This window comes from Pseudarthrobacter xylosi, from assembly GCF_055412765.1.
The window spans coordinates 415,539-430,044 of sequence record NZ_JBVAYT010000004.1; the positions used below are offsets into that span (position 1 = coordinate 415,539).

The window sequence follows — 14,506 nt, forward strand, 5'->3', positions numbered from 1 at the left end:
GGCATGCGCGGAATAATTCTTGCCGGCGGTACCGGCTCTCGGCTTCACCCCATCACCTTGGGCGTCAGCAAGCAACTCGTTCCTGTCTACGACAAGCCCATGATCTACTACCCACTTTCGACGTTGATCCTTGCAGGCATCAGGGACATCCTCATCATCACCACTCCTCACGACGCCGAGCAGTTCGCGCGTCTTCTGGGCGATGGTTCCCGTTTTGGCGTATCTATCACCTACAAGCAGCAGCCGGCACCTGATGGCCTTGCCCAGGCCTTCGTGTTGGGCAAGGAGCACATCGGCGATGACACCGTGGCCCTGGTGCTGGGTGACAATATCTTCTACGGGCATGGCATGGGCACGCAGCTGCGCCGCTTCGAGAACATCGACGGCGGGGCCGTGTTCGGATATTGGGTCGCGGACCCAAAGGCTTACGGCGTGGTCGAGTTCGACGGTAACGGCAAGGCGATTTCACTTGAGGAAAAGCCGGCCGAGCCCAAGAGCCACTACGCCGTGCCGGGCCTCTACTTCTACGACAATGATGTTGTAGAGATCGCCGAGAACTTGAAGCCTTCCCCCAGGGGCGAGCTTGAAATCACTGACGTCAACCGGACGTATCTCGAGCGGGGCAAGCTGCAGGTTGAAATTCTGCCGCGCGGGACAGCCTGGCTGGACACTGGAACCTTCAACGACCTCAATGATGCATCGAACTTCGTCCGGACAACGGAGAACCGGCAGGGCTTAAAGATCGGTGCTCCGGAAGAAATCGCCTGGCGCCTGGGATTCCTCGACGACGACGACCTCCGCCAGCGGGCCGAACCGCTCGTCAAGAGCGGCTACGGGCAGTATCTACTGAATCTCCTCGAGCACGGCCGCTGAGCCTGGCTTCTTAACGCCGGAGGGCGGGACCGTTTTCGGTCCCGCCCTCCGGTTTTTGTTCTATGGCCTGATCTTCGCCCCACCAATCGTGGTCCATTCGATCTTGCCGCCCTGGAACGTCTGGGTGCAGCTTTGGCCCGAGGCACTGCATGTCTGTGCTGTCGTGGGATAGCGGAGAGCGCCGTTCTCGAAGCCTTGCCCGGCCCAGGCCTGCTGGATCGGTCCTGGAATCAGAGGATGAGCACCGCTCGTGGCTGACCACATAATGGTTCCCTTTTCGAAGTTCTGAAAGCAGCCGCCGTCGCGCAGGCCGCAGACGGATCCGCTGGTCGGGTAGCCCAACGAGCCGGATTCAAAACCAGACTGGGCCCAGCGTGCCTGGATCGGTGCCGACGTCAGTGGTTGGGCGCCGGTCTGCGGCGACCACATCACAGTTCCCTTTTCGAAATTCTGGAAGCAGCCGCCGTTGCGTAGGCCGCAAATCTGGGCGCTGGTTGGATAGCCCAACGAGCCGTTTTCGAATCCGGACCGGACCCAGGCATCCCTGATGGGGCCAAAGTTCAAGGCGTGTGCGCCTGTAGCCGGCGACCACATGACCGAACCGCCGAGATAGTTCTGGAAGCAGCCGCCGTTGCGCAGGCCGCACAGGACGCTCGATGCGGGATAGCCAAGGTTGCCATTTTCGAAGCCATCCCGCTGCCAGAGATCCCGGATTGGCCCGTTGACGCTCGGATGCGCCCCGCTCGCTGGCGAGTACATTAAGGCGCCTTTTGCAAACATCTGGAAGCAGCCGTCGCCCTTGAGACCGCAGTACTTGGGCGAAGTGGGATAGCCGAGGGACCCAGTGGCTGAACCTTGTGCCACCCACGAATTGCGCATAGCCCCAGCGGAGACGGTTTGAATCGATGTGGAAGCTGAGTAGGCCACTGTGCCCTGCTCGAATGACTGAAGGCACCCGGCGTCGGGGAGGTTGCACGCCGGAAATGACGTCGGGTAGCCGAGGGCACCATTTTCAAACCCTGACTTTTGCCAATAGTTCAACAGCTTTCCGACCACGGGAAATGCGCCCGTGGCTGGCGAGAAGAGTAGGACTCCGCCCTGGAACAGCTGGTAGCAGCCGTCGCCGCGGATGCCACAGACCTCGGGGCTGACCGGGAAACCTATGGCTACGGACTGTGCGCGGGCAGACTTCCAGGAGTCAGCCATGCCCATGTAGATGGGCCAGGCCCCGGCGGAAGTGGTCAATGCGACCAGGCCACCAAGGAAGTTCTGCGTGCAGCCTGAGGCGTTGCACGTGGAATCGGCCGTTGGGTATCCGAGAAGGCCGTTCTCGAACCCGCCCCGAGCCCAGGCGTCAAGTATCGGGCCGGACTTCACAAGGCTGGCGGTGCTGGCGTTACTTGTGAGCACGGTGCCTGCCTGAAACAGCTGAAAGCAGCCGCCAAGCCGGAGTCCACACACCTTGTTGCTGGTTGGATAACCGACCGGTCCGTTTTCGTAACCACTCGCCGCCCAGTAGTCCCGAATCGGTCCGGCCTGGACCACGCCAGCTCCGGTGCCGGCTGACCAGAGGATGCTCCCTCCCTGGAAATTCTGGAAGCAGCCATTGTTCTTCAGGCCGCAGATCGGGTCACTTGTCGGATAACCCAGCGAGCCGCCCTCGGCTCCCGCTGCTCTCCAAGCCGCCGCAATAGGTCCGGCTGTGACCGCAAACGCGCCCGAGGATCCGGACCACATTACGGTTCCGCCTTGGAATCCCTGATAACAACCACCTTTCGCGAGGCCGCAGACGATGGGAGTGTTCGCGTTGGCCAGCGAGGCATGGCTACCACGGTAGGCAGCGATTTCATCGATGGCTGCGCGCGGAACATCGCTTTGTGCGAAGGTACGCAGGCTGTTGTAATCGCCGTTCCAGACATTCGAGTCGCCAGCGAACGGTCCGGTGCTGCTGTATTGCCACATGCTGTAGTTGGTCCAGCTTGCAGTAGGCACTGCGCCGGCGTTGTTCGTCGGTGAGCTGGGGTAGGCGGCCACCCACAGGGGATAATCACCGAACCCTGAGGGATTGCCGAGGCACTGATTCCACCAGCTTGTGTTGGTGTAGATAACTGGAAGGCGCCCGGTCAAGCTTTCCATGGTGCTACCGAAGTCGCGGACCCATGAACCCAGCTGAGCAGACGACATGCCGTAGCACGTGTTACCGAAGTAGAAGCCGTTGATGGTCCGGCCTTCATACGGGTTGAATTCAAAGTCCAAGACCGGCGGCATCGTGTAGCCATCGGCGGACCAGCCTCCACCGTTCTCGACAAAATAACGTGCCTGGTCAGCGCCCGAAGACCAGTTGGGGATGGCGAAGTGGTATGCCCCACGAATCATGCCAACTTCCCGAGAACCCTGGTATTGCGAGCTGTATGACGGGTTGGTGTAGTAGTTTCCCTCGCTGGCTTTCACGTAAGCGAACCGCGCACCCATATTCCACTGCTGTTGCCAGTCCACCGTGGGCTGGTGGCCGCTCACATCCAGGCCTTGGACGCCGAAGGTCGGCATCCACGTACCTTCGGTTCCCAGCGCCTCAGTGCTGAGCTTTTTGAAACTGGAGCTTGAAGATGATGCAGCCACTCGTGCGGACCGTTGGCCCATCTCCGCACCGCCAACGCCTACGGCGTCCGTTATGGATTCGTTGACGCCGGCTGGTACAGGGTCAGGAGAGCGCGATCCCGTTGGGGTCGGCGCGACGGCAGGCGCAGGTGCAGCTTGCGTAGAAGTTCCAGTCGCAGCCGGTTTAGGCGCCAACGAAGAAACCGCCGGAGAGGGAGACGGGGCCGGCGCGGACGTTGAAGAGGTTGAACCAGTTGTGGCCGTGGGACTAGGTTCTACGGCGAAGGCGGCTCCAGCCAGTCCGGGCCCTGCCAGTAGTGCGGCAGCCAAGATTGCTGTCCCCACTACTTGAAAGAGAGGACGATGACCGTTGGGCTGGTTCCGCTTCATATTGGCTCCGGAGGCAATGAGGCGCCGACTCGAGCGCGTCACTAGTGGGACCAGTTCAGGAGACTCTGAACTGGAAAGTTCGGGACTTAACGCGCTCACCCTAGCACCGCAGTGTCTGCTGTAACCAGTGTTTCCGGTGTTGCCAATGTGAATGATGCGTCCCTGTTATCCACAGCCCGCTCCGAATGACTTGGCGGCGTGGTCCAGCGTCCATAGGCTGTACCCAGTTGAACTGCCTCCACCGGGGGCGGTAGTTGTATTGGGGAACAACATGGACGCTGTGCGAATCGTGGAAGACGAAGTCCGCGAGCTGATCCGCCGTCGGGGTCTTGATCCATTGCGGCAGGCTGGCGAGGTCCGTCGCCTCGTTGAAGCGGCTGTCAGTGACTACGACGAACGCGCCCTGATGGGGCCGCTGCCTCCGATTGGTCCGCTGGAGGCTGCGCGCAGGTTTGTCTTTGACGCGGTAGCCGGGTTCGGTGTCCTCCAGCCGCTGCTCGATGACCCGACCATCGAGGAAGTCTGGATCAACGCGCCCAACGAAATCTACGTCGCCAGGAACGGCGAATCGGAACTGACCTCCCTTAGCCTCACTGACCAGCAAGTTCGCGATCTCGTGGAGCGCATGCTGAAGAGTTCGGGCCGCCGCTTGGACATGTCATCGCCCTTTGTGGACGCAGCCTTGCCCGACGGTTCCAGGCTGCATGTGGTCATCCCGGATGTCACCCGCAGGCATTGGGCCGTGAATATCCGCAAGTTCGTGGTGAAGGCCAGCCGCCTTGAGCATTTGGTCGAGCTGGGGACGTTGACACCCCAGTCCGCACGATTCCTCGGCGCTGCGGTTTCCAGCGGACTGAACATCCTCGTGTCGGGATCGACCCAAGCGGGCAAGACCACGATGCTCAACTGCCTGGCAGCGAGCATAGGCAGCCGTGAGCGCGTTATTACGGTCGAGGAAATTTTTGAACTCCAGTTCCCGCTTCGGGACGTTGTGGGACTCCAGTGCAGGCAGCCTAACCTCGAAGGCGAGGGCGAGATCCCACTGCGCAGACTTGTCAAGGAAGCCCTGCGGATGCGCCCGGACCGCTTAGTGGTGGGAGAGGTACGTGAAGCGGAAAGCCTGGACATGCTGATCGCCTTAAATAGTGGCTTACCAGGCATGTGCACGGTCCACGCAAACTCAGCCCATGACGCGGTGACCAAGATCTGTACGCTTCCACTACTCGCCGGAGAAAATATCTCGTCTGCGTTCGTGGTTCCCACCGTGGCGTCTTGCATCGACCTCGTGATCCACTGCAGCCGCCATGCCAACGGCAGACGCCAGGTAACCGAGATCCTTTCCCTCGGCCGGAGAGTGGAAAACGGAATCATCGAGTCCTCGATGGTTTTCGCCATGGAGAATGGCCAGCTGCTGCCGCGGGCCAACTCCATGCCCGCGGCAGAGAAGTTTTCCCGGGCAGGGTACGACGTCGCGGCGCTGCTGGAGCCGCGCTGATGGCGCCTCTGCTAGGGGTACTTGCGGGCGCGGGGCTCTTCCTGATTTGGTGGTCGTTCTGGGAGAAACCGGCCGCACGGAAGCGCCGTCCCAGAGTCAGCCGCCTCGAAGACTTGCTGGCCTCGGCCGGAATCGAAAGGGTCACCGGGGCGGGACTTGTTGCCTCATGCCTGGGACTGGGCATTTTTGTGGCTCTCATCTTCTTTGTAGTCAGCCGGTCATGGCCGATATCCGTCTGCTTCGGACTATTCGGCGCCTGGCTGCCGATCAGCATTGTCCGGTGGCGGGCAAACAGGAGAACCGCGGTGCTTCGCCAACTGTGGCCGGACGTGGTGGACCATTTGCGCTCAGCAATCCGCGCGGGGCTTTCACTGCCGGAGGCCTTGATCCAGCTGGGGGAGAAGGGGCCCGAGGAGCTTCGGCATGTTTTCCGCGACTTCGGGGCCGACTACCGTGCCGGCGGGCAGTTCGATGCATCTCTCAACAAACTCAAGGACCGCTTGGCAGACCCTGTGGCGGACCGGATTGTCGAGGCACTCCGGCTCACTCGTGAAGTGGGCGGTTCGGACCTGGGGAAACTGCTGGGCACCCTCGCGGAGTTCCTCCGGGAGACTGCGCGGACCCGCAGCGAGCTTGAGGCCCGGCAGTCCTGGACGGTCAACGCCGCCAGACTCGCGGTGGCCGCTCCCTGGATCGTGATGCTCCTCCTGGCCACCAGGCCTGAGGCCGTGAACGCGTACAACACGCCCATGGGAGTCGCTGTCCTCCTAGGCGGACTGGTTGTGTCGCTGGTCTGCTACTCCATCATGCTGCGCATTGGCGCCCTTCCGCAGGATGAACGGGTGCTGCGATGAACGGGATCTCTGCTGCGGCGATTGCGTGCGGTATCGTCCTCGGGACGGGCCTGTGGCTGCTCTTCGTTAGGCTGCCCTTTATGCGACCGCTCACGTTCGTCGAGCGCATCGAGCCACAGCTGAAATCGCAAAACCTTGAATCGCGGTTACTGCGGGCAAGCGGGCAGAACGCCACGCCATTCGGGCCATTGGAACGGATCGTGCGTCCCCTGCTTCACGACGGGCTCGCTGCCCTCGGGAAGTTAAACCTCGGGTCAAAGACGCTGACCCGAAGGCTGGCTCAAGCGGGGATCAGCAAATCACCTGTCGATTTCCGGGCGGAACAGCTCCTCTGGGCTGCCGCGGGATTCGCTGCTGCCCTTGCGGCGGTGGTACTGGGCGCGGTATCCGGCCGCTTCAGTCCGTTTTTCGCGGTTGTGGCCGTCCTCGGAAGCGCGCTCGGCGGGTTTCTCTTCAGGGACTTCTGGCTCGGTGTCCAGATCAGCAGGCGGGAATCCCGAATGATGGCAGAATTCCCCAGTCTCGCCGAGCTTATGGCGCTGGCTGTCGGTGCCGGTGAAAGTGCCACGGGTGCACTGGACCGCGTCTGTCGCAGTGCGAGTGGGGAACTGGCCAAGGAGTTTTCCAAGATTCTTGCTGAGACCAGGGCGGGGAAACCGCTGGTGGAAGCGCTCCAGGAGTTTTCCTCCCGGACAGATTTGGGTCCGCTCGTCAGGTTTGTTGACGGCATCATCGTTGCGGTCGAGCGAGGCACACCGTTGGCAGATGTGCTGAGGGCTCAGGCCCAGGACGTCCGGGACACGGCAAAACGGGACCTCATGGAGTCGGCGGGCAAAAAGGAAATTGCCATGATGGTTCCTTTGGTTTTTGGGGTCCTTCCCTTAACGGTGGTGTTCGCGGTGTACCCCGGCATCGCGGCCATCAGCCTCGGATTGTAGCCATGACCATCACTCCTGCACGCATATCCCTTAGCCGCCACGTCACTTACTGCTTCACCTACACAATGAATGGGACCGAAATGAAGAACATGCGAATCTCGAGCAGAGTGCTGCTCTTTGCCTTGCTGGCTGGCCTGTGGGCATGGACCAGTGAAACTGTTTCAGGCCGGAGATACGCGGAGACAGATCCCGACGGGTCTGTCCGCGACCACCCGGAGCGCGGTGACGTGCCTGGTTGGGTGATGATCACATTAATGTCTGCCGTGTTGGTGGCGGCCTTGTTGGCTCTCGCAGGCCCGGCTCTCGAAACGATGTTCAACCAGGCGATGGACAAGGTCGGCAAGTAAAGCATGCTGGGCGCCAGCCAGTGCACCTACAGCAGGCGACCGCGCCGGTTCAGGGGCGGCGCCGAGGCTGGCTGCCGTAATGATGAACGGGGCTCCGCCGTAGTGGACTTCGTTATGGTTGGCGGGCTGCTCACCATGTTTTTCCTGGCGATCATCCAGCTAACCCTTGTCCTACACGTCCGCAACACAATGATCGACGCCGCCGCCTCCGGGGCACGCTATGGAACGCTCGCGGACCGGGGAGCATTAGATGCCGAGGAACGGGCAGCAATGCTGGTTGGAACCGCACTAAATGCTGACTTCGCGCAGGACATCAGCACTACGGAAGTGACATTCCAGGGCTTGCGGACCCTGGAAGTGACCATCAAAGCTCCCATGCCCATCATCGGGCTGATCGGGCCCCGGGACCTGCTGGAGGTGAAAGGCCATGCGGCAATCCAACCCTGAAAGCCTGCGAACCCGTCTCCACCAAAGATTCCGCGACGCACTTGAAGAGGGATCGAGGGATGAGGGGAGCGCGGTGGTCGAATTCACGCTCCTCGCACTGCTCTTGATGGTCCCGCTGGTCTACTTCATCATCACCGTCGGCCAGATCCAAGGCGGGTCCTTTGCCGTAGTCGGCGCGGCTGACCAGGCCGCGAAGGTGTTCGTGGCCCAGTCGGATGCACCATCGGCGCAGGCCGCCGCCGAACAGACGGCACTCATTGCCCTCGCGGACTTCGGTCACGATGCCGGGCAGGCGCGGGTATCCACCCGCTGCGACCCTGCCGACTGCCAGGCTGCGGGCACGGCCGTCACCATCACGGTCAACCTCACTGTGCCGCTGCCTTTTGTGCCGTTCAACGAGGACTTCCGGCTCAAGGCCAGCGAAGTTGAAGCCTCGTCCACCCAACTCGTGGGCAGGTTCCGGTGACCCAAAGGTGACGCACAAAGTGATCCCCGAAGCCCCGCACAGCGATTCAGGTGATGGCGGCCAGATGATCGTCATGATCATTGGCTACGTAGCAATGGCCCTGCTGGTGATTACGGTGGTCATCGGCATTTCCAGCGTCTACCTTGAACACAAAAGGTTGCTGTCACTGGCCGACGGCGCCTCGCTGGCTGCCGCCGACAGCTTTACCTTGGGCGAGGTCGGGGGAGAGGGCGGAAGCCCCTCAGCCGTATTGGGTTCTGGCCGTGTCCGCAGCGTAGCGGCTGACTTCATCGCCCGCAGCCCGTCGTCGGCCCGGTTCGACGGGTTGGCCGTTTCAGCGGGGACCGGCAGCCCTGACGGATCCACCGCCGTCGTGGTTCTCAGTGCTGTTGTCCACCCGCCGGTAGTGAACTTCCTCGTGCCTGATGGGATAAGAATTCAAGCGGCCTCCACGGCGCGTTCCCGGCTCACCCGATGAGCGGAAGCAGGGAAGTCCGGCACTGTGGCCTAATAGCGTAGGCTTAAACAACCATGGCCACTATTGATTTTTCCGCAGAAATCCGCGCTCTTCGCGCCACCTACACCTCCATCGAGCAAGTCAGCGATGTTGAGGCATTGAAGGAAGACATCGCCGAACTGAGCGAACGCGCCGGCGAGCCCAACCTGTGGGATGACCCCGCGGCGGCCCAGAAGATCACCTCACGCCTGTCGCACCGCCAGTCCGAGCTGGAGCGGCTGGACAAGCTGGTGTCGCGGATTGATGACCTCGAAGTGCTGGTGGAGCTCGGGCAGGACGAAGACGACGCCGATTCCATGGGCGAAGCCGCTGCCGAGCTGGAGTCCATCCGGAAATCCCTGAAAGACCTCGAAGTGGTCACCCTTCTTTCCGGAGAATACGACGAACGTGAAGCCGTCGTATCCATCAGGGCAGGGGCAGGCGGCGTTGACGCAGCAGACTTCGCCGAAATGCTGATGCGTATGTATCTTCGCTGGGCCGAACGCCATGGTTACCCCACTACCGTGATGGACACGTCCTACGCCGAAGAGGCGGGACTGAAGTCTGCAACGTTCGAAGTTAAGGCTCCGTATGCGTTCGGCACGCTCAGCGTCGAAGCCGGAACCCACCGCCTGGTCCGGATCAGCCCCTTCGACAACCAGGGCCGCCGCCAGACGTCCTTCGCCGCCGTCGAGGTCATTCCACTCATCGAGTCAACGGATTCCATTGACATCCCGGACAACGAGATCCGTGTGGACGTGTTCCGGTCCTCCGGCCCCGGCGGCCAGTCAGTTAACACCACTGACTCCGCCGTTCGCCTGACCCACATCCCCACCGGCACTGTGGTGTCCATGCAGAATGAAAAGTCGCAGCTCCAGAACCGGGCAGCGGCCCTGCGCGTTCTGCAGTCGCGTCTCCTTCTCCTGAAGAAAGAACAGGAGGACGCTGAGAAGAAGGCGTTCGCCGGCGACGTCAAGGCATCCTGGGGCGACCAGATGCGCTCCTACGTCCTGAACCCGTACCAGATGGTCAAGGACCTCAGGACCGAACACGAGGTGGGTAACACCTCCGCAGTGTTTGACGGCGAAATTGACGACTTCATAGACGCCGGGATCCGCTGGCGCACCGACAACCGCAACGCTGCGAAGTAGCACCGGCCGGGCCCGCCCGGTTGGCCCGATCCCGCGACACACCCCCGAAGCCCCCGAAAACCGGCCAAAAGACTGCGTATAGTCGAGGAGCCGGAGCTCTACTTCCCCCAAACGAATGCCCGTGCGCCGGCTGCAGATCTGGGCTGTACCAGCCATGCCCTGCAGGGTACTTAGGGCCATGATCCGATTCGAAAATGTCACCAAGGTCTACGACCAGACGGCCCGGCCTGCGCTGGACGATGTCAGCCTTGAGATAGACCGTGGTGAATTTGCCTTCCTCGTCGGCGCTTCCGGATCCGGAAAGTCCACCTTCCTGCGGCTTGTGCTGAAGGAAGACCGGGCATCTTCGGGTGCCGTATACGTGGCCGGGCAGAATGTCGCCAAGATCTCCAGTTGGCGCGTGCCCAGGCTCCGCCGTGGCATCGGCGTGGTCTTCCAGGACTTCCGGCTCCTGCCGCAGAAGAGCGTGTTCGCCAACGTTGCCTTTGCGATGCAGGTCATCGGGAAGAGCCGCAGCGTTATCCGCGACACTGTCCCTGAAGTCCTCAAGACTGTGGGCCTGGAAGGCAAGGAAAACCGCCTTCCCCACGAGCTTTCCGGCGGCGAGCAGCAGCGTGTGGCCATCGCCCGCGCTGTGGTCAACCGGCCCGGGATTCTCCTCGCCGACGAACCGACCGGCAACCTGGACCCCACCACCTCCATGGGCATCATGGGCGTGCTGGACAAAATCAACCAGAACGGCACCACCGTGGTCATGGCCACGCACGACGACGACATCGTCAACGAGATGCGCAAGCGGGTTGTGGAGCTCAAGAACGGCATCGTGATCCGCGACGAGGCCAGGGCGTTGTATACCTCCATGATTCCCGTGGTGGGCCAGTCCCGCAGGCTCAGGGACGCCAGCGGCCGGGACGAAGCCCAGCCGCCCGCGCTCGGGGAACGCAATCCCGATGCAGGGGAGGAGCAGTGATGAGGCTCGCCTTTGTTCTCAGTGAAATCGGAAGCGGACTGCGCCGCAACATTTCCATGGTGGTCTCGGTCATCCTGGTCACCTTTGTCTCACTGACATTCGTCGGTGCCGCAGGCATGCTCCAGCTCCAGATCAACCAGATGAAGGGCTACTGGTACGACAAAGTCCAGGTCGCCATTTTCCTCTGCAGTGACGGTTCGACGGCGGCCGGTTGCGCCACAGGGCCGGTCACCCCGGAGCAGCAGGACAACCTGCAGACCCTGCTCGAATCACCTGCCGTGGCCCAGTACGTCAACGATTTCCAGTACGAGTCCAAGGATGAGGCCTACAAGCACTTCAAGGACCAGTTCTCCAATTCTCCGATCGTCGATTCCGTCACGCCGGACCAGCTGCCTTCTTCCTTCCGGATCAACATGAAGGATCCGGAAAAGTACCAGATCATCAGCGAGACGTTCTCCTCGCAGCCGGGCGTCGAAACGGTCATTGACCAGCGCCAGCTGCTTGAGAGGCTTTTCTCCGCAATGAACGCCGCGTCCCTGGTGGCCGTCAGCATTGCCGGTGTGATGATTGTCTGCGCCATCCTGCTCATCGCCACCACCATCCGGCTCTCGGCCTTCAGCCGCCGCCGCGAGACCGGAATCATGCGCCTGGTGGGCGCGTCCAAGATGGTCATCCAGCTCCCATTCATCCTCGAAGGCGTGATTGCGGCTGTGATCGGCGCCGCCCTGGCATCCGGCACATTGTGGGCAGTGGCGCACTTCTTCCTGGGCGAGTACCTGTCCAAGCAGTATCCGGACACGGCGTTTATCTCCCCTGGGCAGACGCTGATACTCGCACCGGCCTTGCTGATCCTTGGCGGATCTTTGGCGGGAATTTCGTCTCTCTTGACCTTACGCAGATATTTGAAGGTTTAGGCTGTGCAAACCGACCAAGGAATCCTGATGATCGAATTGCACCGAACTGCGCCCCGGCACCGGGCGGAACGCACGCGACCTGCAGGCCGCCGCGCCGGCCTGATAAGCGGCGTCCTGGCACTTCTCCTCGCCGCCAGCATGGGCGCGTCGGCGCCCGCGGCGCACGCCGATGAGCTCGATGATAAGCGTGCCGCCCTCGAAGCGGAGGCGGCCAGGGTTCAGCAGTCGTTGGAATTTGTGGATTCACGCATCGCGAAGGCCGCTGGCGACCTGGTGATCTACCAAGGTCAGCTGCCCGGCGCACAGCAGGCTCTCCTGGAAGCCCAGGGGCGCGTGGCCAGTGCGGTCAAGGAAGTCGAAGCGCTGACGGCGCGCGTTGACCTTGCGCAGCAGAACAAAGCCAAAATCACGCAGCAGCTTGAGGCTGACAAGCAGAAAATCGCGGATACCAAGAAGCTGATCGGCCAGATCGCCACCCAGGCGTACAAGTCCGGCGGCGTCCCGTCGAACCTGACCTTGTTCTTCGGGGCCAACAACGGCGGCAGCCTGACCGATACCATGGACCTCGCGGACCAGGCCATGCGCAGCCAGAACGCCGCCATGGACAAGCTATCCCAGCAAAGCGCCACCAACGTGAACTCCCAGGCCCGGCTCGAAGCCGTTGAGGCCGAGATCAGGGACCTCAAAGCCAAGGCGGACGCAGCGTTGGAGCGGGAAAAGGCCGCGCGCGACGAGGCCGCTGCCAAGAAGGCCCAGGTTGACCAGCTGATCGCCGACACAACAAGACTTGACGCTGAACTCCAGGCGGCGAAGCCGGGCATCCAGAGCCAGATCGCGGCGGTTGCCGCAAGCCAGAACTCCGTTGCCAACGAGATCGCAGAGCGTGACCGCAGGTTGCGTGAGGCCTGGGAAGCCGAACAACGCCGGCTGGCGGAGGTTGCCGCTGCAGCCGCTGCCGCCCAGGCAGCCGCGCAAGGCCAGGCTCCGCCTGCACAAGCGCCGTACGTTCCGGTGACCGGTTCGCCGTCGGCCTTTGGACTGCGGCACCCCTTCTCCGGCGACGTGCCCATCACTTCCGGCTTCGGCTGGCGTGCCACGCCGCCGGGAACCATCGACTTCTACGGCACCGGCGGTTACCTCCACACCGGCATCGACTTCGGCGCCGCCTGCGGCACGCCGGTCTACGCTGCGGCAGCCGGCGAGGTCTTCTCCTCAGGCTGGAACTCCGCCGATGGCGGCGGCTGGCGGGTGAAGCTGTCCCACGGGGTGGTGCAGGGTAACTCGCTGACCACGATCTACTACCACAACAGCAGCATTGTGGTCTCCAATGGCCAGCAGGTTTCCGCCGGGCAGCTCATCGCCTACTCGGGCAGCACCGGCAACTCAACGGGCTGCCACGCACACTTTGAGACCTGGCTCAACGGGGCCGCAGTCGACCCGATGCGCCTGCTGTAACGCCGGTCCGCCCCTGCCGTACACTGGTATGACTCCGCACCGGAACGGCCGGAGCCAACCAGGATTCAAGAACTGAGGAGTTCCACCGTGCCCAAAGAAAGTGGCCGTAAAGTAGTGGCCACCAACCGCAAGGCCCGGCATGACTACCTTGTGTTGGATACCTACGAGGCTGGTATCGCCCTGATGGGGACCGAGGTCAAGTCCCTGCGTGAAGGCCACGCCTCCATGGTGGACGGCTTCTGCACGTTCTATAACGACGAGCTCTGGATGGAGGGCATCCATATCCCCGAGTACAACCAGGGGAGCTGGACCAACCACTCCGCACGCCGCCGTCGGAAGCTGCTGCTGCACCGTGAGGAGCTCAACAAAATCTCTGTGAAGATCCGCGAGTCCGGTTTCACTGTGGTTCCGCTGCAGCTGTACTTCCTCGACGGGCGGGCCAAGGTGGAAATCGCGATCGCCCGCGGCAAGCGGGAGTACGACAAGCGCCAGACCCTGCGTGAGCAGCAGGACAATCGCGAAGCCCTTCGCGAGGTCCGCGAACGCAACCGCCGGTAGGGAATGTTTTCCGACGAGGATGCGCTAGGATAGGTAGTCCGGCAGGGATTTGTGCCTGCACAGCCCGGCCGGTTTGAAAACAAAATACGGGGATGATCGGTTTCGACGATGTTAGTCGCGACAGGTGAAGCGGGCCGAGGATGCAGAATTATCTCGTAAACGCTGTCTGCAAACCAATAAGTGCCAAATCAAACCGCACTGACTTCGCTCTCGCTGCCTAAGCAGTAAGACAGTCCGTCAGCCCGAGGTTGCTATTGCCCCGGATCCTGGCGTCATTTAGATAGCCACTGCTGCTTGCCTCCGTCATCGGGGCAAACGGGACTCTTAGATGACTGGGCCCGGATCAGCCACCTGTTTGCAGGAGGGCTGGGGCCGAGAAAATCCGACGCAAACTGCGCCCGGAGAAGACCTGTTAACACGACATCGGACGGGGGTTCAATTCCCCCCATCTCCACATTTTGTGGTGAGTCGAGACATCCTTCACGGATGAGTCGAGTCATCGGTTACACCCCGGTCTTCGGACCGGGGTGTTTTTCTTTGTCCGGATTCTCTGG

Annotated in this window: 14 protein-coding genes and 1 other RNA gene; 14 read left to right on the forward strand and 1 reads right to left on the reverse strand. The window is 61.9% G+C overall.

Going from position 1 to position 14,506, the window contains the following annotated elements; genetic code table 11:
• Nucleotides 1-3: 3 nt before the first annotated feature.
• Nucleotides 4-873 (forward strand): glucose-1-phosphate thymidylyltransferase RfbA, encoded by an 870-nt coding sequence (gene rfbA / locus ACZY1F_RS11950; RefSeq protein WP_463941886.1) that lies wholly within the window; start codon nt 4-6, stop codon nt 871-873.
• Between the two features lie 60 nt (nt 874-933).
• Here the strand turns inward: rfbA and ACZY1F_RS11955 are convergent, their stop codons facing one another.
• Nucleotides 934-3,420, reverse strand: a complete 2,487-nt coding sequence (locus ACZY1F_RS11955; RefSeq protein WP_463941887.1) for a GH25 family lysozyme — start codon at nt 3,418-3,420, stop codon at nt 934-936.
• A gap of 712 nt (nt 3,421-4,132) precedes the next feature.
• Here ACZY1F_RS11955 and ACZY1F_RS11960 point away from each other — a divergent pair.
• The 13 genes from ACZY1F_RS11960 (at nt 4,133) to ssrA (ending at nt 14,409) form a co-directional block, all read left to right on the forward strand.
• Entirely contained in the window at nt 4,133-5,356 is a 1,224-nt protein-coding gene (locus tag ACZY1F_RS11960; protein WP_463941888.1) for a TadA family conjugal transfer-associated ATPase, read from the forward strand.
• Nucleotides 5,356-6,210 (forward strand): type II secretion system F family protein, encoded by an 855-nt coding sequence (locus ACZY1F_RS11965; protein ID WP_463941889.1) that lies wholly within the window; start codon nt 5,356-5,358, stop codon nt 6,208-6,210. Before ACZY1F_RS11960 ends, ACZY1F_RS11965 begins: the two co-directional genes overlap by 1 nt.
• Nucleotides 6,207-7,148 (forward strand): type II secretion system F family protein, encoded by a 942-nt coding sequence (locus ACZY1F_RS11970; protein WP_463941890.1) that lies wholly within the window; start codon nt 6,207-6,209, stop codon nt 7,146-7,148. The genes ACZY1F_RS11965 and ACZY1F_RS11970 overlap by 4 nt, the downstream gene beginning before the upstream one ends.
• An 80-nt stretch (nt 7,149-7,228) precedes the next feature.
• Complete coding sequence (locus tag ACZY1F_RS11975; RefSeq protein ID WP_463941907.1) at nt 7,229-7,495, forward strand: hypothetical protein; 267 nt, start codon at nt 7,229-7,231, stop codon at nt 7,493-7,495.
• Nucleotides 7,496-7,498: 3 nt separating this feature from the next.
• Nucleotides 7,499-7,942 (forward strand): TadE/TadG family type IV pilus assembly protein, encoded by a 444-nt coding sequence (locus ACZY1F_RS11980; protein WP_463941891.1) that lies wholly within the window; start codon nt 7,499-7,501, stop codon nt 7,940-7,942.
• Complete coding sequence (locus ACZY1F_RS11985) at nt 7,923-8,408, forward strand: hypothetical protein (RefSeq protein WP_463941892.1); 486 nt, start codon at nt 7,923-7,925, stop codon at nt 8,406-8,408. Before ACZY1F_RS11980 ends, ACZY1F_RS11985 begins: the two co-directional genes overlap by 20 nt.
• A gap of 64 nt (nt 8,409-8,472) precedes the next feature.
• Complete coding sequence (locus ACZY1F_RS11990; RefSeq protein WP_463941908.1) at nt 8,473-8,886, forward strand: pilus assembly protein TadG-related protein; 414 nt, start codon at nt 8,473-8,475, stop codon at nt 8,884-8,886.
• 53 nt (nt 8,887-8,939) lie between these two features.
• Nucleotides 8,940-10,055, forward strand: a complete 1,116-nt coding sequence (prfB, locus tag ACZY1F_RS11995) for a peptide chain release factor 2 (RefSeq protein ID WP_463915118.1) — start codon at nt 8,940-8,942, stop codon at nt 10,053-10,055.
• A 178-nt stretch (nt 10,056-10,233) separates the two neighbouring features.
• On the forward strand, nt 10,234-11,025 hold the full coding sequence (ftsE, locus tag ACZY1F_RS12000) for a cell division ATP-binding protein FtsE (protein WP_463941893.1): 792 nt from the start codon (nt 10,234-10,236) through the stop codon (nt 11,023-11,025).
• On the forward strand, nt 11,025-11,939 hold the full coding sequence (ftsX, locus tag ACZY1F_RS12005) for a permease-like cell division protein FtsX (RefSeq protein WP_463941894.1): 915 nt from the start codon (nt 11,025-11,027) through the stop codon (nt 11,937-11,939). The genes ftsE and ftsX overlap by 1 nt, the downstream gene beginning before the upstream one ends.
• A 27-nt stretch (nt 11,940-11,966) precedes the next feature.
• The gene (locus ACZY1F_RS12010) at nt 11,967-13,394 is read left to right on the forward strand and encodes a peptidoglycan DD-metalloendopeptidase family protein (protein WP_463941895.1); all 1,428 of its coding nucleotides are present in this window, start codon (nt 11,967-11,969) and stop codon (nt 13,392-13,394) included.
• A gap of 87 nt (nt 13,395-13,481) precedes the next feature.
• The gene (smpB, locus tag ACZY1F_RS12015; RefSeq protein ID WP_160672161.1) at nt 13,482-13,952 is read left to right on the forward strand and encodes an SsrA-binding protein SmpB; all 471 of its coding nucleotides are present in this window, start codon (nt 13,482-13,484) and stop codon (nt 13,950-13,952) included.
• Between the two features lie 88 nt (nt 13,953-14,040).
• Nucleotides 14,041-14,409: a transfer-messenger RNA gene (gene ssrA, locus ACZY1F_RS12020) on the forward strand.
• Nucleotides 14,410-14,506 lie beyond the last annotated feature (97 nt).